Genomic DNA, 19,209 nt, shown 5'->3' with positions numbered 1-19,209 from the left:
TCCCACCGCGCCGGGCCTTGACCCCTCGCGTTCCGCGCGAGCGCCCTACCAAGACTCGGGTGATGTCCGAAACCACTAAGATCGTTGTGCAAAGGTCGGTTTGTGCCAACGCGGTACGCGGGCATCGCGGTCAGAAACTATAGCTCAGCCTGACGCTGATCCGTCGCGGCAGGACCGGGCGGCCGACGAAATAGGGGCCAGCCGCCTGCGATGGCAGGCGCGCCGACGCCTCGGCCGGCGCTGCCGTGTCGAACAGATTGTACACGTCACCCGCGATCCGCACCGCCTGCCGCCCCGCCATCTTCATGGTATAACCCGCGATCAGCCGCACGAGGTCGAAGCCGTCGAGCCGCGTGGTGTTCGCATCGTCGGTGAACAGCCGCCCGGTGTGCGTCGTCGCGATTGCGGCGTCGAGGGCGCCGTCGTCGTAATACAGCCCCGCATTGTAGACGAGGTCGGGCTGCCGCGGGACGCGGTTGCCGATGAACTGCCGGGTCACGTCCAGCGCGGTGTAGACGCTGTGGACGAGGCCGATATTGCCGTCGAACCGCAGATGATCGGTCACCCCGACGCGCACCGCGCCTTCGATCCCGTGCGCCTTGGTCGAAACGATCGTCACCTGTTCGATGACCCCGCCGCTCGCCGTATTGGCGAGCACGACGGAGCGGCGATTCTTGAGATCGTTGACGAACACCGACACTGATCCGCCAACCCTGCCGCGATCATATTTCACACCCGCCTCCGCCTGGCGGATGATCTCTGGCTGGTACGACTGCGTCTGTCCCGATGCGCTGATCGATACCGAGTTGAGCGCCGGAAAGAAGAATCCGCGGCTGGCGTTGGCATAGAGGTTGATCGCCGGCGTCAGTTTGTACAGCGCGCCCGCCGACAGCGCCCAGCTGTCCGCCGCAACCGTGCCGCGCGCGATCGCGCCAGTTTCCCAAACCACGTTACGCAGCGCGGTCGACAGGTTCGGAGTCGTCGCGTCGGTGATCGTCGTCGCGGTCGCCGCGCGCGTGATGACGCCCTTCGCCCGCTCGATCCGGCCGCCGAGATCGAACACCAGCCGACCTGCTTCGATCTGGTCGGCGAGATACAGTGCGCGGTGCGATTGCCGGGCGGTGCCGTCGGTATAGCCGAGCCCGGCGTCGAGCAGCCCGTCGTCGGCGATGATCGTCGGCGTGCCGGCGGCGTCGCGTACGACCAGATCGACGAGCCGCGCCCTGGTCTCGAACGTCCCGAGATACGCGGTCGTGATCATGGTGTCGCGCGCCCACGCGTCGGCGACATAGCCCCCCAGCGTAATCATATGGCGGACATCGCCATGGGTCAGCGTCCGGGTCAGGTCGAGTTCCGCGCTGCTGTCGTGCGTGGGGCGGATCCGGTCCTGGATCCGGTTGGCGTACACGAGCGCGTCCGCCGGCAGCGCTGCGCCGGTCTCTGCCAGCGTGAACATCGCGTCGCCCGGCAGCTGTCGTCGCACGAGAAAATCCGCTTGAAACTGCGGCACGTTGGCGATGCCGTCGCCGTCGAGGAAAAAGCCGAAGCGGTGCGCGTACTGCGAATATTTCGCCTTTCCCCGGATGCCCCAGCCGCCGCCGAGGTCTCTGGTCGCGGCCAGCGCGATCTGCCCGCCGCGGGTGAAGACGCCGTCGGTCACCTGAGTCTGGTAGCGTCCGCCGGGCCGCGCGAATCCCAGGTCGGCGACCGCGTCGGTCAACATCGATCGCACCGGACGGCTATCGTTGCCGACCAGCCGGTCGCGCGTCGCGCCGTCGAGCGGAAGCGGCGGATAGAATTGCACATGGTCGTCGATATATTGCGCGAACAGCGTGACCGACCCCGATCCGTCGGCGAACTCTTTCCGCAGATTGCCGCGGATCTGCCCGCCGCGGGTGACGAGTCCGGTCCGGATCGGCCCCTCGTCGCGGCGCAGATAGCCCGATACGGCGTAATACAGCCCGGCATCGCGGCTCAGCGGACCGCTCGCCGCCAGATCGCCGCGGAACCGTCCGCGTTCGGCGGCTTCGAGCTGGACGATACCTTCGGGCGTGTCGTGCCCGGACTTCGAGATATAGTTGATCAATCCGGCGACCGATCCCGTGCCGAACAGGTTCGAAACGCCGCCACGGACCAGTTCGAGCCGTTCGATCCCCAGGTCGTTGCGGAAATAGACATCATAGCCCGATCCGTTGAGCCCGAACGCGCTCAACACCGGGATGCCGTCATATTGCAGCGGGGTCGCCTGGAAATTGTTGCTGATCGGCAGCCCTTTCAGGAACAGGTTCACGCCGATCTCGCCGCCGCTGCTCCCCGCCTTGATCGATGGCAGCGTCGCCAGCACATCGGCCTGGCTCGCCCCGACGATCCGACGAAGCTGATCCGCATCCAGCGTCGCGATCGACAGCGGCATGTCGCGCGCGCGCCGCGCCGCGCTCGTGCCCGTCACGACGACCTCGTCCCGCGGCGATGGCGCCACGGCCTGCGGCTGACCGCGGGGTGGCGGTCCTGCCGGCGGCGCCGCCCGCGCCGCTGCCGAAAGCGCCGTCGCCACTATGACTACCGCATGTACCGACCGGAAAGGCTTCGGAAAAAAGATGAGTGGACTCGGTGAATCGAAGAGGGCGCGGGATTCTTATCGGGCCGCGGACCAGCCGCAACCCGTCAAGTTGTAGGTCCATATACTAATCTGCACTAGCAATATGGATCAACTACATGCGGTGGTGCGCCCGCTCCACCGGCCTCTCCGCCCTCCGGTCGCTGCGCCCGCCGGTTACGGCCCGCTGGTTACGGCCCGATGTCGATCGCCTGCGCCTCGGCGCGCTTGGCCGACGCCTTGGCGAAGCCGAGCTGCTCGGCGATCGGATCGTTCCAGCCATAGGGATCGGTCCGGAACGCCACCCTGCCGCCGTCGTCCACATAGACGTTGTGGTAGAGCAACCGGACCGGAATCCGGCGCGGCAGCGGTACGAACGTCATCTCACCCGAATTTTGCGCGGTCTGCCACGCCTCGGTCACGCCCTCGTCCTCGGCAAGCGTCTGCGCGAACCCCAGCGCATCCTCGACGCGAACGCACCCATGGCTCAGATGGCGCTGGCTGCGATCGAACAACGCCGGCGCGGACGTATCGTGAAGATAGATCGCCTGATCGTTCGCCATGTCGAACTTCACCAGCCCCAGCGCATTGCTCGGCCCCGGCTGCTGAACGATCCAGCCGTCGCGCATCACCATGTCGTGTGCGGCCAGATACTCCTCGCCCACATTGGCCATCTCGCCATTCTGGATCGATTTCGGCACCGTCCAGGTGGGGTTGGCCACCAGGCGATAGATTGGCGAGAATAGCGGCGGGGTTTCGTGGCCGGCTTCGCCGACGATCACCTTGCGCTGGTCGACCATCGTCCCGTCGCGGTAATAGCGAAGCTGCGCGGCGGCGGTGTTGACGTCGATCCGCGTCGCCGGCGGAGTCCGCGCCAGCCAACGCCGCCGTTCCAGTCCGACCGCCAGCGCCCGTGCGCGATCGCCCGCGCCCAGGTTGAGCACCTTGAGCGTCTCCGGACCGACCACCCCGTCCGCGGCAATCCCGTAATCGGTCTGCAAGCCCTTCATCGCTTCGGCGATCGCCGACGTGTACAGCGGCGCAGCAGGAGCCACGCGCTGCCCGGTACCAAGGGCTATGCCCGGGCTGGCAGCGGGGGTGGGGGCCGGGGCGGAGACTGGGGCGGAGACCGGGGCCAGACCGGACGGTGCGGCCAGATACCCGCTTTCGACGAGCTGCTCGACGATCGTGACGACACGCGGATCCCGGTTGCCCACCCGGATCAATCCTGCGGGGATCGCCTCGACGTGGGTCTCGGCGGCTGCCTTGGTACTGAAGGCGAGGTACGCGTCGGACAATTGTCGATATTCCGGATCCTGCGGCGGCAAGCTGGCGAACCAGGCCGCAAGATCGCCCTTCGCCAGCGCGCGGGCGAACGCGGCGACGAGATCCGCCTTTGGTCGCGGCAGCGTATAGACCGGCTGCAGCGTGGTCGGATCGACCCGGCCCTGCGCAAGCGCGGTGGCATAATCGAGCGCCGCCTTCGTGCGCGCGATGTCGGTGTCGGCCGCCGTCATCCCCTCCGTCGGGGTTGGCAGGAAAATGACCTGGTCGAGGCCGTGCCGCGCGCGATCGGCAAGCACCTGGTCGAACGCCGCAATGGTCGAGGTGGACCAGAGACCGCGCCAGCCCGCCTTGGCATAGAGCCCACGCAGGACCGGATCGGTGATCGTCTGCTTGTCGATGACGGCTGATCGTTTGACGGGCCCGGCCGTGTCGGCCGTTTTGCCCGTGTCGGCCGCCTCGGCTGCGATCGCCGGTGTTGCCGCGTCCTGCGCAACGGCTGGTCCTGCCAGCGTCAAACCCAAAAATGGCACCACGCCGACGGCGAGCCGTGCCCGCAATTTCCTGATTGTCATCACGGTTCAACGTGCAGCCCGCCGTATAGGATCATCCGTGCCCGGAAAATACGCCGCCAGGGCCGCACGGGCGGATCCTGCGTTTGCAAAAGACGCACGGCGTCCGCCCGTTTCCCTGCTCGGTCTTCGCCGATACAGAGGCGCGATGACGAGCAGACGCGCCAGATCCTCCCCACCGCGTCCACTGCACACCCGCGGGGGGCGGGGGGCGTCGCGCCGTCCGTCGTCGGAGCATTGGCTGCTGCTGCTCGGCGTCGCGGTCGTGTTGGCGGCACTTTTCGGGTCGCTGACGGACTCGCCCTGGCCGACAGCCACCTCGGATCGGCGGCGTCCGCAACGATTGACGATGGCGCAGGCCCGCGCCTCGAATGCGCGGGTGCCGATCGTGACCGCGAAACGCCGATCCGCGGCACGATTCCGGTTCGCAGGTGGGCCAGCCGCGCGCGAACAGGCCACCGAGTGTCTTGCGACGGTGGCGCTGTACGAGGCCGGCGACGACCGCGACAGCCAACGGGCGGTGATCCAGGTCGTGCTCAACCGGGTCGGCGCGGCGGGATTTCCCAAGACCGTGTGCGGCGTCGTCTATCAGGGGGCGAACCGCACCACCGGCTGCCAGTTCTCGTTTTCGTGCGACGGATCGCAGGCCCGCCGGCCCGAACATGCCGGATGGGCGCAGGCACGGCGCGCCGCGCGCCGTGCGCTGGCCGGCTATGTCTATGCGCCGGTCGGCCGCGCGACGCACTATCACACCGACTGGATGGTGCCCTATTGGCGGGGCTCGCTCGTCAAGGTCGCGACGGTCGATTCGCACATCTTCTACCAGCGCCGATGACGCAGGATCTCTTATGCTGACTCTCTCGCGCGTCGCGCCGCTCGTCATCGCCCTGGCGCTCGCCGGCTGCGCGGGCGGCCACTACCGCCCGGTCAGCGACATGCCGGTCAAGCTCGGCGTCCCCTATCGCGTCCGGGGCACCACCTATGTTCCCGCTGTCGATCCCACCTACAACACCCTCGGCTATGCCAGCTGGTACGGAACGGAATCGGGTAGCCGCACTGCCAGCGGCGAACGTTTCCGCTCTGATTGGGTGACCGGCGCACACAAAACGTTGCCGCTGCCAACCTATGTCGAAGTAACCGCGCTCGACACCGGACGTCGAATCATTTTGCGGATCAACGATCGCGGCCCGTTTGCCGGCGGCAGCGCCAGGATCATCGACCTGTCGCGCGGCGCGGCCGAGCAGCTCGGCCTCCGCAAAATGGGGCCAGTCGCGGTCCGCGTCCGTCGCATCGAACCATCCGCCGACGATCGCGCGCGTCTGCGAAAGGGCAAGTCTGCGCATCCGCTCCCGCCGATTTCGGAAAATGACCGTCTGACCCTTCGATCACAGCTCGACGCGAGCGGTTTCTAACGCCGTTCGCCAGTGTCTTCGAACAATTAATCGTTGCCTTAGCGTATCCAATCCTTCGCAGTTGCGGCATAGGGGTGGGATAGGGGAATCACGTCATTAGCCGATTGGTGGTGCGACATCTGCCCGTGTCTTGTGCGTCGACGCGTTTTGTCCAATACCTCGGCGATAAGTGCTTCATCTGGTGGTTTTAATTGCCACCCCATAAGTCTTATGCAACCGCCCGAGGTAACGAAGCCTATGTTAAGGTCGTTCGAATGAAGGCAGTACAGTTCGCCAATGGCATCCTGCGGCCGGGTATGCCGTCATCGGCGGCCGACATGCCCGCGGGTCTGCACGTCCGCTACGCCGCGCCGGATCGCGCGCTGGCCGAATTTGTTACCGGCTATGCGATTTATGCGGCGGAAGACCGGGCGCCGATGGTCAACTGGTATCTGCCCTCGCCGGCGATGATCTCGATCGTGCTGGACGCCGGACCGATCACCGTGTCGCTTGGCAACCATCGGTTCGGGCCGCTAGATCCCGTCAGCCTTTATGGCCCGACCAGTCGCGCTTTTCGTACCGTCACGCATGGCGGCATCGCGATTGGCATCGGTCTCAGCGCGCTCGGCTGGGCGCGGATGACCCAACGTCACGCCGGCGATTTCCACAATCGGATCGTGCCGTTGAGTTCGGTAGTGGGCGCGGAGTTCGCAGAGCGGTTGCGCGAAGGGCTCGACGTCTTGGACGACGAAACCTCGATCAAGCCGTTGCTCGACGACATTCTCGTGCCGCTCTTCGCCAAGCCCAGCCTGCGCGAGCCGCTTATCCGTGCGTTCACCGCGCTGACGGTCACCGACGGGGTGATCGAGATGAAAGACGTCGCCGAGCGCCTCGACGTGCCGACCCATGAACTGCGCCGCGTCGCGACCCGCTATTTCGGGATGCCGCCCAAGATGCTGCTGCGACGCGCGCGATTTCTGCGCTCGTTCATCCGGTTGATCGGGGATCACGGTCTCAACGATTATTCGGCGATCGATAGCAGCTATTTTGACGCCTCGCATTTCCTTCGCGATGCCGGTACCTTCCTGGGTACCACGCCGCGCCGTTTTCTCGCGGCCGAGACAATCTTCCTGCGCGCCAGTCTGCGGGCACGGCTCATGGCGCTAGGTGCGCCGACCGCGTCGCTGCACGACGGGGCGCCGCGCGCGCGCTTTTCGCAGCCGCATCATGACGACGGAACACGCGGCCAACCCGAGCTCTGATCACACCGCGCGGGCCAATGCCTTTTTCAACTTTGCGTGTGCGGACGCCTTGATCTGGCAGACCCGCGCTGAGCCGACGCCGAACACTTCGCCGATTTCTTCGAGGTTGAGGTCCTCGACATAATAGAGCTGGATCACCTGCGCCTCGCGCTCGGGTAGCGCCGAAATCGCGGCGATGAGTGCGTCGCGCAGATCGCTGTCCGCCAACTGCGCGAACGCGTCCGGCGCATCGTCGGCGAACCAGGGCAGGTCGTCGGCATACATCTCGTCGATCGAATCGAACCGGAGCGAGTCTGCGGTGACGTAGTCGGTGCGCAGTTTCTCGACGCTGACGCCGATATGCTGCGCGATCGAGTCTTCTCCCGGGGCTTTGCCCGTGCGGGCGGTGAGCGTCGAGATCGCCTCGGCGTACTGGCGGCGGCGCCGCATCGCGCCGCGTGTCGACGTCGCCTGGCGGCGGAGTTCGTCGATCATGCTGCCGCGCAGGCGGGTGACGAGGTAGGTCTTGAACGGCATTCCGCGTTCGTCGAAATTCGCGGCCGCCTCGACCAAAGCGACCAGCCCGACTTGGATCAGGTCCTCGACATCGACGCTGCTGCTCATGCTGCCATGCACGTGCCAGGCAATCCGGCGGACCAGCGGCAGATGCTGTTTGACGAGCTGGTCGGCGTCGCCGCCGGGGCGTTGATGCGGGCGGTAGGTCAGCGGTTGACCTGCGAAAGACTGAGCATCCGCGAAGGCACCGCGCAGGGGCAGCGCGCTCATGCCGCCAGCGCCTGTTGGCCAAAGTTTCCGGCCTGCGCCGGCTGGGACGCGCCGATCACCGCGACGACTTCGACCGCCTTCTCCTCGGGCACTTCAAAGAACGACAGCACCGGCGTGTCGGGCAGGCACGTCCTCACCAGCTTGCGAATCGCGAGGCGGATCGACGGCTGGACGACGAGCGCGAACGGCTTCGCCTCGGCGATCAGCGGTTCGGCGGCGCGTTGCAGCGCCTCGACGATGCGGCGGCCGAGATCGGGTTCGATGACGTGGCGGCGCGATTGATCGGCGCGCATCGCCTGGCCGAGCAGACCTTCCAAGTGACCCTCCAACGTCATGACGCGCAGCGGTTCGCGCACGCCGCACAGTTTCTGGATGATGAGCGCGCCGAGCTCGGGACGGATCGTCTCGATGAGCTCCTCGGCGTCCTGCGTGCGCTGCGCCGCCACCGCGATCGCGCCGGCGATGCGGCGGAATTCCTTGAGCGGCACGTTTTCCGCGAGCAGGCCCTTGAGCACCTGCGTCAACGTCGTGATCGGCAGCGGCGCGAGGGCTGCCACCAGCTGTGCAGCACGCTCCTTCAGGCCGTCGAGCAGCGCCTGCACTTCGTCCTGGCCGAGCAGCTCGGCGGCGTTCTGGCCGAGCAGATGGTTCAGATGCGTCGCCATCACCGTGCCGGGATCGACCACGAGATAGCCGGCACCGGTCGCGGCATCCGCGTCGCTCGCATCGACCCAGGTTGCGTCGAGCCCGAAGGTCGGGTCCTTCACCTTCTTGCCGAACAGGTCGCCATATGCCTGGCCGGTATCGAGCGCGAGCATCTCGTCGGGCGACACGGTGTCCTCGCCGACGACGACGCCGTTGACGAGGATGCGGTAGACATAGGGGGCAAGGTTGATGTCGTCGCGGACGCGGACCTGCGGCACGACGAAGCCGAGTTCCTTCGACAATTGCCGACGAACACCGGTGATCCGGCCCATCAGCGGCGAACCGCGACGTTCGTCGGCGAGCGGCACCAGGCCATAGCCGATGTCAAGATTGACCTGCATCCCGTCGGTGACTTCCTCCCAGCCGATCTTCGACTGGTCGATCGTCTCGACGGGGACGATCACGACCGGGGCAGGGCGGCGCTCGATCTGGCGCAGCTTCCACGCGGCGAACCCGGCGATGGCGGCGGCGGGCAGGATCACCATGTGCGGCATGCCCGGCAGGATGCCGAGCAGCGCGAGGATCACCGCGACTGGCGTCCAGGTGCGCGGGGACCCGAACTGGCCGCCGATCTGCCCGGCGAGATCCTTGTCCGAGGTGACGCGCGTGACGATCGACGCCGCGGCGATCGACAGCATCAGCGACGGCAGCTGCGCGACGAGCGCGTCGCCGATCGCGAGCAGGATGTAATTGTGCGCGGCGTCGGCGATCGACATGCCGTGGCTGACAGGCCCGAGGATCAGGCCGCCGATGATGTTGGCGGCGAGGATCAGCATGGCCGCGACCGCGTCGCCCTTCACGAACTTCGACGAGCCGTCCATCGAGCCGTAGAAATCGGCCTCGGTCGAGACCTCGACGCGGCGCGCCTTGGCCTCGTCGGGAGTAATGAGCCCCGCGTTGAGATCGGCGTCGATCGCCATCTGCTTGCCCGGCAGCGCGTCGAGCGTGAAGCGCGCGCTGACCTCGGAGACGCGGCCTGCGCCCTTGGTGACGACGATCATGTTGATGATCATCAGGATCGCAAAGACGAAGATGCCGACGACGTAATCGCCGCCGATCAGGAACGTGCCGAACGCCTCGATGACGTGGCCCGCCGCGCTTTCGCCCTCATGGCCGTGGACCAGCACGATCCGCGTCGAGGCGACGTTGAGACCGAGGCGGAACAGCGTGGCGAACAGCAGCACGGTCGGGAAGGCCGAGAAGTCGAGCGGCTTCTGCGCGTTCAGCGCGACCATCAGCACCGCGAGGCTGATCGCGATGTTCGCGACGAAGAAGATGTCGAGCATGAAAGCCGGGATTGGCACGACCATGACGAGCACGAGCATCAGGATCGCGAGCGGCAGCACGGATGCGCGGGCGTTGGAGAGCAGGCGGTTCATCGCTTAGCCGCCGAGCCGTGCGAGCATCATATAGGCGAGCCGCGCGGTGTCGGGCGTCGGCCGCAGCACGTTGACCGCCGCCTGCGTTGTCTTGCCGGAGAAGCGGCCCATTGCCGAACCCATGGCGGATTGTGCCCAAGCGAGCGCATCGTCCGCGCTTTCGTTCGAGCCGGTGATGACCGTGCTGCCGTCCATGTCGATCGCCTGCGCGGCGTAGCTGGTGGCGCTCGCGGTCGAACTCGCGCCCGCTGCCGCGCCGCCGAGCTTGTCGGCGAACCGGTCGTAGATCGCCGACAGCGTGCGCGGCTGATTGTTCTTATCGTAGAAGACGTTGTGGTTCGCGCGCGCCGCGGCGGGGAACAACGCCGCGCCGCTCGCCTTGGGGTTGGCCTGCATCGTCTTGAGAAACTTTGTCGCACCGCCAAGACCCATGAAATGCGCCATATAGAGGTCGGTGCCCGACGCTGGACGGTTCAGCGTGCCCTCAAGCGACGCCTTGTTGTCCGACGCATATTCGGCCGCCATCAGCGAGGCGGCGTTGGGATCGTTGCGCAGCGCAAGGATCGCCGCCTTGGTACCGGCGTCGCCGACCGACAGGCGGCCGCTCGAGGACTGGCCGATGCTGTTCGCAGCCCAGCCGAGCCCGTGCTCAGCGCCATGCTTCTTGACGACCGACAGCCAGCTCTGCTCGATGAACTGGTAGAGGCCGGAGGCGCTCGACGTGCCGGCGCGCGCGTTGGCGTTGAGCCCGCTTTCGAGCTTTGCTTGGCCGAGCAGATAGTCGAAATCCACGCCGGTCTTGCTGCTCGCAAGCGCGATCGCGGACTGGATCCGGCCGGGAGTGATGGAATTGACGGTCATGCCCGTATGTGGTGCCCCTGGTTCAGGGATTACTCAGCAAGGGGCGTGCCAGTTTTGGAGTATGCTCAACCGCCAATCGTCATTCCCGCGAAGGCGGGAAGGCATATTGGCTGCCGGTGCGATAGAATTGGGTACGCCGGAGTATACGGTTCACCGCCTGCGTTGGGACGACGAGGGTGGGGAGGTCTCGTCCGCGAAAGTCAGGCGTAGGCGGCGCGCAGACCCGGCCGATAGCCGGCAACGGCACCGTCGCCGGTCAGCGTTTGCAGGCGGCGGCGAACATTTGCCGCCATCAGGTTGGTATAGATGCGGCACGTCTCGTTGAGCCGGTTCGCCTCGTCCGCGAGCTCGCGGATCTCGGTGCCCGCAGGGCCGGTGCCCAGCAACGCGACCTGTTCGATCCCGGCAAGCTTGTCCGCGGTCGCGCGCTCGAGGCTGGCGACGTCGTTCGATTTGAGCGCGGCGATCTCGGCGTGCAACGCGTCGATAACGCGGATTAGGGCATCACGCCGTTTCATTGGAATTCCAGGCCAGGCTGAGCGCCATCAGCCGATCGGCGATGGTCGCGGGAAGGATCGGAAAGGTGCCGCTGGCAATCGCCTTCTTGATCTCGGCGACGCGCGACGCGTTGACCGGCGGCGACGACGCCATCGATTTCACGAGCGCGATCGACTCGGGCAATGCCGGGGGCGCCGCCTGGGGCTGCGCCTGGGCAGGCGTCTTTACGGGCGTTTGCACGACCATTGCCGGCGTCGCGGCGGCGATGCGCGCAACGGAGCGATCTCCTGCTACAGACGGCTTCGCGCCGATCGGGTCCACCATGTCCGCATCCTCTAATTTGCGCTGACATCAGGAGAAACGGCCGCACGTCGAAAACCTTTAGCAAAATTAATTTTTGGCCTGAAATTAGTTCGACCAGCCCGGAAGCGTCGCGCGCCCCGCCTCGACCGCGATTGCCTGGACCGGTGTGCGTGTGTCGTCGACCTTGACCATGAAGCGGCCGCCAGGGGGGGCATCGCCCATCGCGACGCCTTCACGGCTGATCGAAAACCCTTCGGTTCCCGCCTCGATGACGATCGGATCGCCACGCTTGACGACCGGTGCCGCCTTGATCACGGGGACGAATGCAGGGCCGATCGCGGCCGGGGCGTTTGCCGGCCGGATGACGGGAACGAAGATCCGCCAGGCGGGCCCAGCGCACGATACGACCACCGCATCATGCTGTTCGGTGCGCCACGAGAGCGACACGGTCGGGCAGGTCGCGAGCCGCAACCGCGCGTCCACCGGCGCGCGCGCGCCACCCTCCGCGCCGGTCGGGCGGCCAGTAAAGGCGGCTACCGAGGCGTCGAGCGTGGCGGTATCCTGGAAGCTCGCGGCCATGAGCAGGAACGGAAGGATCATGGGGTTGTCCTAAGCGGGTCGCCGACAAAGGCGACGGAGACGATGGCGGCGCGACGGCCGGGTTTGGTGGCGGTGACGATTGCAACGCGAGAGGGGGCAACAGCGGCGAGCGCGGCGGCGACGGTACGCGCACGGTCGGCGGCAAGGACTGCGCGGCTACCGGTGACCCGGTCGACATCCGCGGGCGTGCCGTCGGTGGAGCCGGTGACGGTGAGCATCACGCGCGGATCACGCGCGGCTTCGCGGGCCCAGGCGACGAGCGCGCCGGGCGTCGTCGGCAGGATCGCCGAGCCGGCTGCGAAATCGAGGACGCCAGCGGCGGCGACGGGCATCGGCGCAGGTTCGGTATCGTTTGCGCCAAAGCCTTCGCGAATACCGTTGGCGAGATCCCGTTTCGACAGACCGGCGCCGCCGATATGCTGGGTCGCCTGGAGGAGAACGAGGAAGCCGACCAGCAGCAGAGCGAGGTCGGCGAGCGTGATGAGCCAGAGTGGCTTGCCGGTCGGCGCGTCGGGATATTCGCTGGCGTTCACGCGACGGTTGCCAGCGTCGGTGGCGTAACAGGCGCGCCATAACCGCGCGGCGTCTCGCGTTCGGCGAGCGCCACGAGCGGGGCTTCGATCCGCGCGCGCTCGAAGGCTTCGTTGCGCCCTTGCGTGCGCAGCCGGTTGGCAATCGGCATGAAGAGCAGGTTCGCGAGCAGCGCACCATAGAGCGTTGCGAGCAACGCGACCGCCATCGCGCCGCCGATCGCGCCGGGATCGCTCATCGTCGCGAACATCTGCGCAAGGCCGATCAGCGTGCCGACCATCCCCATCGCCGGTGCGATTTCGGCGGCACCCGCCCAGACGTCGGCGGCGGCGACGTGACGCTCGATGCGAGCGCGACGGCGGTGCTGGACGAGCGTTGCGACGTCCGTTGCGGAGGCCCCGTCGACGATCGCAGCGATCCCGGCGGCGACGTCGGCATCGGTGATGACCGAGCGATCGAGTGCCATCACGCCGTGGCGCCTGGCGATACGGGCGAGCGCGGTGATCTGGAGGAGGAGCGGGTCGGCGTCGAACCGGCCGCGGCCGAGCGTCGTCATCGCCGCGAAGGCGCGGCCGAGATCGCGCAACGGCGTGCGGAGGACGACGGCCAGCATCGTACCACCACCGACGATGGCGAGCGCTGCAGGGTCGAGGAATTGGGCGAGCGTGATCATGTGCGGGGGGTGATGCAAGGGATGGGCCAGATCGCGCGGGGTTAGCCGCTCCGGATACGAGCGTACCCTATCCGCGCCACCCCGGCCTCCGCCGGGTTGTTGGACATGACCAGCGAAACCCCCCGCCCCATGTTCTCCCGCGAAGGCGGGAGCCCAGCCTGGGTCCCCGCCTTCGCGAGGACACATCGGAACAGGTGCGGGGTGACGGATTGGGTAGCGCAAGCGTCTCGCGCATGAGCGATGCCCACAAGCACCACCCCGGCGGAGGCCGGGGCCCAATTGGGGGACGTCGCCAACTGAGGCTGCGCTTCGTTACTGCCAACTTTCCAACCGAGCTCCGGCCTCCGCCAGAGTGGTGGATGGGAGCAGCGACACCCTTCGTCTCCTTGTTCTCCCGCGAAGGCGGGAGCCCAGTCTGGATCCTCGCCTTCGCAGGGACACATCGTGACAGCGAGTGCCCCCAGGCCGGTTTGCCACCCTGAACCAGCCAGCCGGCAACCCGATTGCCGCTCACCCCCACCGCACCGGCAATCGCTTGCCGTTCGCCTTGCCGCCCACCTGCCGCCACCCGGCAAACGACCGTCCCCCGCCCTTGCCGCGCAAACTGGCACAGCCATTGCTTATGTCCGGTTGCGCAATGGGTGCGCCAGGAGACGGGCTTGTGTCAGGCGACACGCTTTTTGGAGTTCATGGGGCAGCACTCGAGGTGCGCTCGCAACGCATGGGTGTGCTGGCGTCGAACATCGCCAACGCCTCGACGCCCGGCTTCAAGGCGCGTGACATCGATTTCCAGTCGGCGCTCGCGTCGGTCGAGCATGACGGCGGCACCGGCGGCGCCACGAAATACCGTATCCCGACGCAGACCTCGATGGATGGCAACACCGTCGAGCTGAGCCAGGAGCAGACCGCCTTCGCCGAGAACGCCGTCCAGTATCAGACGACCTTGTCGTTCCTGAACGGGCGGATCGGCCAGATCACGCGCGCGCTGAAGGGGGAATAAGATGTCCGGTCAGCCCATGACGATTTTCCAGGTGGCCGGCCGCGCGATGTCCGCGCAGCTCGTCCGGATGAACACGACCGCGTCGAACCTCGCCAATGCCGGCGGTACCACCGGTTCGGCAGAGACCGCCTACAAGACGATGAAGCCGGTGTTCCGTACCAGCTTCGACCGGCTGAGCGGCATGTCGACGGTCGATGTCGAACGCGTCGTCACCGCGGGCGATGCGCCGACCAAGCGCTACGATCCCGACAATCCGATGGCCGACAAGGATGGCAACATCTTCGAGGCGGCGGTCGATGAAACCCGCGAGATGGTCGACATGATGGAGACCGCACGCAACTACCAGAACAACATCGAAGTGATGAACACGGCCAAGTCGCTCATCATTGATACCCTCAAGCTAGGCCGCTGATCATGGCAACCTCCTTCGACACCACACTGTCCAACCTCGGCATCACGCGTTCCTCGTCGGCCGCGGCGGCGACCACGACCAAGTCGTCCAGCGCGCTCGGCCAGTCCGACTTCCTGAAGCTGATGACCGCGCAGATGCAGAACCAGGACCCGTTCAACCCGGTCGACAACACCCAGATGGTCGCGCAGATGGCACAGATCTCGACCACCTCGGGCATCTCCGAGATGAACTCGACGATGAAGGCGATCGCCGACAAGCTGGGCGTCACCAGCACCAGCGAAGCGATGGGCTATGTCGGCAAGACCGTCCTGACCGCGGGCGGCACCGCCTACGGCCGCGCGGCCGGTGGCATCGCCGGGTCGGTCGAGCTGGCTGGTGCCGCGACCGACGTCAACGTCACGATCAGCGACGCGAACGGCGCGGTCCTGAAGACCATGTCGCTCGGCAAGCAGGCCAAGGGCACGATCGGCTACGACTGGGACGGCAAGGACAGCGCAGGTGCGGACGCGGGCAGCGGCCCGTTCACGGTCGCGGTTGCCGCGCAGAACGCCGGCACCACGGTCGCCGCGACGGGCCTGGTCTGGGCGCCCGTCCAGTCGGTGTCGACCACCACCGGCGCTGCCATCCTCACGCTTTCCGGCCTTGGCGAAATCCCCGCCACGGCCATCCGCCAGATCGGCTGACCCCAGAGTTTCCAGGAGCTAAACCGCCATGTCCTTCTACACCTCGCTCTCCGGTCTGCAGGCATCCCAGACCGAAATGTCGACGATCTCGCACAACCTTGCGAACGTCGCGACCAACGGCTTCAAGAAGAGTCGCACCGAATTCGCCGACGTGATCGCGTCGAGCGTGTCGCAGGCGCCGTCGCAGCAGATCGGTTCGGGTGCGGTCGTCAAGGCCAACCGCCAGCAATTCTCGCAAGGCAATCTGATCCAGTCGTCGAACAGCCTTGATCTCGCCGTGTCGGGCGACGGTTTCTTCGCGGTCAAGCCGAACGCGGAGTCGGCGACCGTCAACTACACGCGCAACGGTGGCTTCCTGGTCGATTCCAACCGCTACGTGGTCGATAAGCAGGGGTCGCATCTTCAGGTGTTCCCGGTCGATGGCTCGGGCACCGTGGTTGCGACCGGCGTCGATTCCGCGCTCAGTCTGCGCCTGCCCGAGACGAGCGGTACGCCGGTCCCTACCAAGGCGGTCACGATGACGGTGAACCTCAACGCGAACTCGGCCGTCCCGCCGACGGCGACGTTCGACCGGTTCGATCCGTCGAGCTACAACCAGTCCGCGCAGACCACCGTCTATGACGCGTCGGGCAACGCGATGACGCTGACGAATTATTTCAAGCGCATCTCGGCCCCGACCGATGCCAATGCGACCAGCAGCTGGGAGGTCCGCAGCTTCGTCGGCGACAAGGAACTGACGACGGAGAGCGCCAAGGGGACGACGATGACGTTCGATGCGACGGGCAAGATGACCGCGCCTGCCGCAACCATCAAATATGACGAGTTCACCACCGCGAGCTCGACCGATCCCCAGCAGATCGATTTCACCTTCGGCGCTGGCACGACGCAATTGTCGAGTGCGTTCAACGTCGCCTCGCGTTCGCAGGACGGCAAGGCGGTCGGCCAGATCCAAGGCGTCACCGTCGATGAGAAGGGCATGGTCAATGCCAGTTTCTCGAACGGCGACACGCAGGTGCTGGGGCAGGTGATGCTGGCCAATTTCGCGAATCCCGAAGGACTGCGGCAGCTTGGCAGCAGCTATTGGTCGTCGACCGGCATTTCGGGCGAGGCAAAGCTCGGCTCGGCGGACACCAACGGTTTCGGCAAGCTGATGTCGGGGACGATCGAGGGGTCGAACGTCGATATCACCGAGGAGCTGGTCAATCTGATCGCGGCTCAGCGCAACTTCCAGGCGAACTCGAAGGCCTTGGATACTGCCAATCAGATCTCCGAAACCATCTTCAACATCCGCAGCTAAGCAAGAGCGAGCGGGAGGAACCTGAATGGACAAGCTGGTCTACACCGCGGCGACGGGTCTGCGCGCGCACATGGCGGCGCAGGCGGCGATCGCCAACAACATGGCGAACGCGTCGACCACCGGATTCCGTGCCGATCGCGTGGTGTTCGACCGGCTCGACCTGAAGGGCGACGGCTCGACGATCGAGGCGCGCGCGCCGACCTCGGAAGAGGTGACCGATGCGGACCGTGCACCCGGGGCGATCCAGCTGACCGGGCGACCGCTCGACATCGCGATCACCGGCACCACCGCATGGCTGGCGGTGCAGGCATCGGATGGCTCCGAGGCCTATACCCGCCGCGGCGATCTGGAGGTCGCGCCGTCGGGCGTGCTTCAGACCGGCGACGGGCATCCGGTGATCGGCTCGGGGGGGCCGATCACCCTGCCGCCCTACCAGTCGCTGACGATCGCCGGCGACGGGACGATCTCGATCGTGCCGCAGGGCGGCGACGCCAACGCGCCGCAGGTCATCGATAAGCTCAAGCTCGCCGACACCAAGGGATCAGACACGGTCAAGGGCCTCGACAATCTGCTGCGCGTGCGCGGCGGGGGGGCGTTGCCAGAGGATCTCGACGCGAGGGTCCAGGGCGGTGCGGTCGAGGGATCGAACGTCAACATGACTCAGGCGCTGGTCGACATGATCGAGAACCAGCGGTCCTACGAAGTCCAGGCCAACATGATGAAATCCGCCAAGGAAATCGACGAAAGCGGTGCATCGCTGATGCGCCTGCCGAGCTAGAGGGAACAGACGAATGTCATCCGCAGCCATGCATATCGCGCGCACCGGGCTCGACGCCCAGGACATGCGCATGCGAGTCATCTCGAACAATCTTGCCAACGTGAACACCACGGGCTTCAAGAAGGACCGCGCGGCGTTCGAGACGCTCGCCTATCAGACCGTCACGACGCCGGGCACGCAGAGCACCGCCGAGACCAAATACGCGACCGGCCTGAATCTCGGCACCGGCGTCCGCATCCAGGGCACCGCGCGGATGGACACGCAGGGCGCGATGCAGACGACCGGCAACAGCCTCGATCTCGCGCTCGATGGCGACGGCTATTTTCAGGTGCAGATGCCCGGCGGCACGCTCGGCTATACCCGCGCGGGCAATTTCTCGCGCTCCGCCGAGGGCCTGCTGGTCACCAGCGAAGGCTATCAGGTGCAGCCCGGCATCACCGTGCCCGAGGGGACGACCGGGATCACGATCGGCCGTGACGGCACCGTGTCGGCGACCGTACCCGGCCAGACCGAGGCGTCGCAGATCGGCCAGATCCAGGTCGCGAGCTTCCCGAACGGCGCAGGGCTTCAGGCGACCGGCGACAACTATCTCGTCGAGACCGCGGCGAGCGGCGCGGCCAATGTCGGTGTCGCGGGCCAGGACGGTCGCGGCGGGATCAAGCAGGGCATGCTCGAGGCGTCGAACGTCAACGTCGTCGAGGAACTGGTCGACATGATCGAGACGCAGCGCGCGTACGAGGTCAATTCGAAGATGATCTCGGCGACCGACGACATGCTCAAATACGTCAACCAGAACCTCTGATTTCCGGGCACATCATGGCATCCAAGGCACCCACGCCGTTCCGCTTCGGCGCACACTGGATCGAGATCACGTTGGCGGCGATCGCCGGCGCGCTGATCGTCGCGGGGATGACCCCGCAACCGGCGGACGCCGGCATCTTCGGCAAGAAGGCGCCGCCCGAGGATTTTTCGGTCGCGCGGCCTTTGCCGGTCGCGCCGGTGCCGGTCGTGGCCACCGGCTCGATCTTTCAGGCGCAGGACGGCTATGCGGCCCTGTATGAAGGGTGGCGTGCGCGCAAGGTCGGCGATCCGCTGACGATCGTGCTCGTTGAGCGGACCGCCGCGTCGAAGTCGTCGGGCTCGAAACTCGACAGCAATGGCTCGGGAACGATCACGCCGCCGACCACCGGGTTCCTCAACCTGTTCAACAAGACCGATGCGACGCTCAGCGGCGGGCGCACCTTCAACGGCACCGGTGCCGCCGACCAGGCGAACTCGCTGTCGGGCGAAGTCAGCGTCACCGTCGCCGAGGTTTATCCGAACGGCACGATGCTGGTGCAGGGCCAGAAGCGCGTCACACTGAACCGCGGCGATGAATTCCTCAAGATCAAGGGCCTCGTCCGCACCGCCGATGTCGACCGCGACAACCGCGTGCTGTCGACGCGCGTCGCCGACGCGCAGATCTCGTACACCGGCAAGGGCGACGTCGCCCGCGCTGGCCGCCAGGGGTGGCTCAGCCGCTTCTTCTCCGTCGTCAGCCCGTTTTGATGGTAATGCTCATGCGCGCGCGCACATTCTGCTCAAAATTCCGTTCGTCCCCGGTAGCCATCGAGCTTGTC

At 66.4% G+C, this 19,209-nt stretch carries 20 protein-coding genes; 10 read left to right on the top strand and 10 right to left on the bottom strand.

The genetic code is table 11. The annotated features are described in order from the left end of the window. Nucleotides 1-130 precede the first annotated feature (130 nt). Nucleotides 131-2,449 carry a TonB-dependent receptor domain-containing protein gene (locus tag ASF00_RS16245; protein WP_156348404.1) on the bottom strand — a complete coding sequence of 773 codons (2,319 nt, stop codon included), beginning with the start codon at nt 2,447-2,449 and terminating at the stop codon, nt 131-133. A gap of 338 nt (nt 2,450-2,787) precedes the next feature. Beyond that, nucleotides 2,788-4,455: a L,D-transpeptidase family protein gene (locus ASF00_RS16240; RefSeq protein WP_082463504.1), complete on the bottom strand. Its 1,668-nt coding sequence runs from the start codon at nt 4,453-4,455 to the stop codon at nt 2,788-2,790. 145 nt (nt 4,456-4,600) lie between these two features. Here ASF00_RS16240 and ASF00_RS19245 point away from each other — a divergent pair, with 145 nt between their 5' ends. The 3 genes from ASF00_RS19245 (at nt 4,601) to ASF00_RS16225 (ending at nt 7,105) form a co-directional block, all read left to right on the top strand. Then, nucleotides 4,601-5,287, top strand: coding sequence for a cell wall hydrolase (locus tag ASF00_RS19245; protein ID WP_156348403.1), 687 nt, complete (start codon nt 4,601-4,603; stop codon nt 5,285-5,287). Between the two features lie 13 nt (nt 5,288-5,300). Continuing rightward, the gene (locus tag ASF00_RS16230; RefSeq protein ID WP_055881710.1) at nt 5,301-5,864 is read left to right on the top strand and encodes a septal ring lytic transglycosylase RlpA family protein; all 564 of its coding nucleotides are present in this window, start codon (nt 5,301-5,303) and stop codon (nt 5,862-5,864) included. 254 nt (nt 5,865-6,118) lie between these two features. After that, nucleotides 6,119-7,105 (top strand): helix-turn-helix domain-containing protein, encoded by a 987-nt coding sequence (locus tag ASF00_RS16225; RefSeq protein ID WP_055881708.1) that lies wholly within the window; start codon nt 6,119-6,121, stop codon nt 7,103-7,105. Here the strand turns inward: ASF00_RS16225 and ASF00_RS16220 are convergent, their stop codons facing one another. From ASF00_RS16220 to ASF00_RS16185, 8 genes are all read right to left on the bottom strand, one after another. Next, nucleotides 7,106-7,870: a sigma-70 family RNA polymerase sigma factor gene (locus ASF00_RS16220; RefSeq protein WP_055881705.1), complete on the bottom strand. Its 765-nt coding sequence runs from the start codon at nt 7,868-7,870 to the stop codon at nt 7,106-7,108. Continuing rightward, the gene (gene flhA / locus ASF00_RS16215; protein WP_055881702.1) at nt 7,867-9,954 is read right to left on the bottom strand and encodes a flagellar biosynthesis protein FlhA; all 2,088 of its coding nucleotides are present in this window, start codon (nt 9,952-9,954) and stop codon (nt 7,867-7,869) included. The genes ASF00_RS16220 and flhA overlap by 4 nt, the downstream gene beginning before the upstream one ends. A 3-nt stretch (nt 9,955-9,957) precedes the next feature. Next, nucleotides 9,958-10,815, bottom strand: a complete 858-nt coding sequence (locus ASF00_RS16210; RefSeq protein ID WP_055881699.1) for a hypothetical protein — start codon at nt 10,813-10,815, stop codon at nt 9,958-9,960. A gap of 200 nt (nt 10,816-11,015) precedes the next feature. Continuing rightward, nucleotides 11,016-11,333, bottom strand: a complete 318-nt coding sequence (locus ASF00_RS16205; RefSeq protein WP_055881695.1) for a hypothetical protein — start codon at nt 11,331-11,333, stop codon at nt 11,016-11,018. Then, complete coding sequence (flgM, locus tag ASF00_RS16200; RefSeq protein WP_055881692.1) at nt 11,320-11,637, bottom strand: flagellar biosynthesis anti-sigma factor FlgM; 318 nt, start codon at nt 11,635-11,637, stop codon at nt 11,320-11,322. The genes ASF00_RS16205 and flgM overlap by 14 nt, the downstream gene beginning before the upstream one ends. A gap of 84 nt (nt 11,638-11,721) precedes the next feature. Next, nucleotides 11,722-12,216, bottom strand: a complete 495-nt coding sequence (locus ASF00_RS16195) for a flagella basal body P-ring formation protein FlgA (RefSeq protein ID WP_055881690.1) — start codon at nt 12,214-12,216, stop codon at nt 11,722-11,724. Continuing rightward, entirely contained in the window at nt 12,213-12,749 is a 537-nt protein-coding gene (locus ASF00_RS16190; protein ID WP_055881687.1) for a hypothetical protein, read from the bottom strand. Before ASF00_RS16190 ends, ASF00_RS16195 begins: the two co-directional genes overlap by 4 nt. Further along, complete coding sequence (locus ASF00_RS16185; protein WP_082463502.1) at nt 12,746-13,420, bottom strand: motility protein A; 675 nt, start codon at nt 13,418-13,420, stop codon at nt 12,746-12,748. Before ASF00_RS16185 ends, ASF00_RS16190 begins: the two co-directional genes overlap by 4 nt. A 661-nt stretch (nt 13,421-14,081) precedes the next feature. Between ASF00_RS16185 and ASF00_RS16180 the strand changes: the two genes are divergently transcribed. Genes ASF00_RS16180 through ASF00_RS16150 form a run of 7 tightly spaced genes read left to right on the top strand, consistent with a single transcriptional unit; the run spans nt 14,082 to nt 19,138 of the window. Next, a complete protein-coding gene (locus ASF00_RS16180; RefSeq protein WP_268795231.1) occupies nt 14,082-14,420 on the top strand; it encodes a flagellar basal body rod protein FlgB in 339 nt (112 codons plus the stop codon). A gap of 1 nt (nt 14,421) precedes the next feature. After that, entirely contained in the window at nt 14,422-14,832 is a 411-nt protein-coding gene (gene flgC, locus ASF00_RS16175; RefSeq protein WP_055881682.1) for a flagellar basal body rod protein FlgC, read from the top strand. 2 nt (nt 14,833-14,834) lie between these two features. Then, nucleotides 14,835-15,515: a flagellar hook assembly protein FlgD gene (locus ASF00_RS16170; RefSeq protein WP_055881677.1), complete on the top strand. Its 681-nt coding sequence runs from the start codon at nt 14,835-14,837 to the stop codon at nt 15,513-15,515. A 28-nt stretch (nt 15,516-15,543) separates the two neighbouring features. Next, nucleotides 15,544-16,812 (top strand): flagellar hook protein FlgE, encoded by a 1,269-nt coding sequence (locus ASF00_RS16165; protein WP_055881675.1) that lies wholly within the window; start codon nt 15,544-15,546, stop codon nt 16,810-16,812. Between the two features lie 25 nt (nt 16,813-16,837). Next, a complete protein-coding gene (locus ASF00_RS16160) occupies nt 16,838-17,590 on the top strand; it encodes a flagellar basal body rod protein FlgF (RefSeq protein ID WP_055881674.1) in 753 nt (250 codons plus the stop codon). A gap of 13 nt (nt 17,591-17,603) precedes the next feature. Beyond that, complete coding sequence (flgG, locus tag ASF00_RS16155; protein ID WP_055881672.1) at nt 17,604-18,392, top strand: flagellar basal-body rod protein FlgG; 789 nt, start codon at nt 17,604-17,606, stop codon at nt 18,390-18,392. Nucleotides 18,393-18,406: 14 nt separating this feature from the next. Further along, on the top strand, nt 18,407-19,138 hold the full coding sequence (locus ASF00_RS16150) for a flagellar basal body L-ring protein FlgH (RefSeq protein ID WP_055881670.1): 732 nt from the start codon (nt 18,407-18,409) through the stop codon (nt 19,136-19,138). Nucleotides 19,139-19,209 lie beyond the last annotated feature (71 nt).

This window comes from Sphingomonas sp. Leaf34, from assembly GCF_001421805.1.
Taxonomy (GTDB): Bacteria; Pseudomonadota; Alphaproteobacteria; order Sphingomonadales; family Sphingomonadaceae; genus Sphingomonas.
The sequence above is the reverse complement of the archived record's forward strand: the minus strand, read 5'-3'. Positions and strand labels throughout refer to the sequence as shown.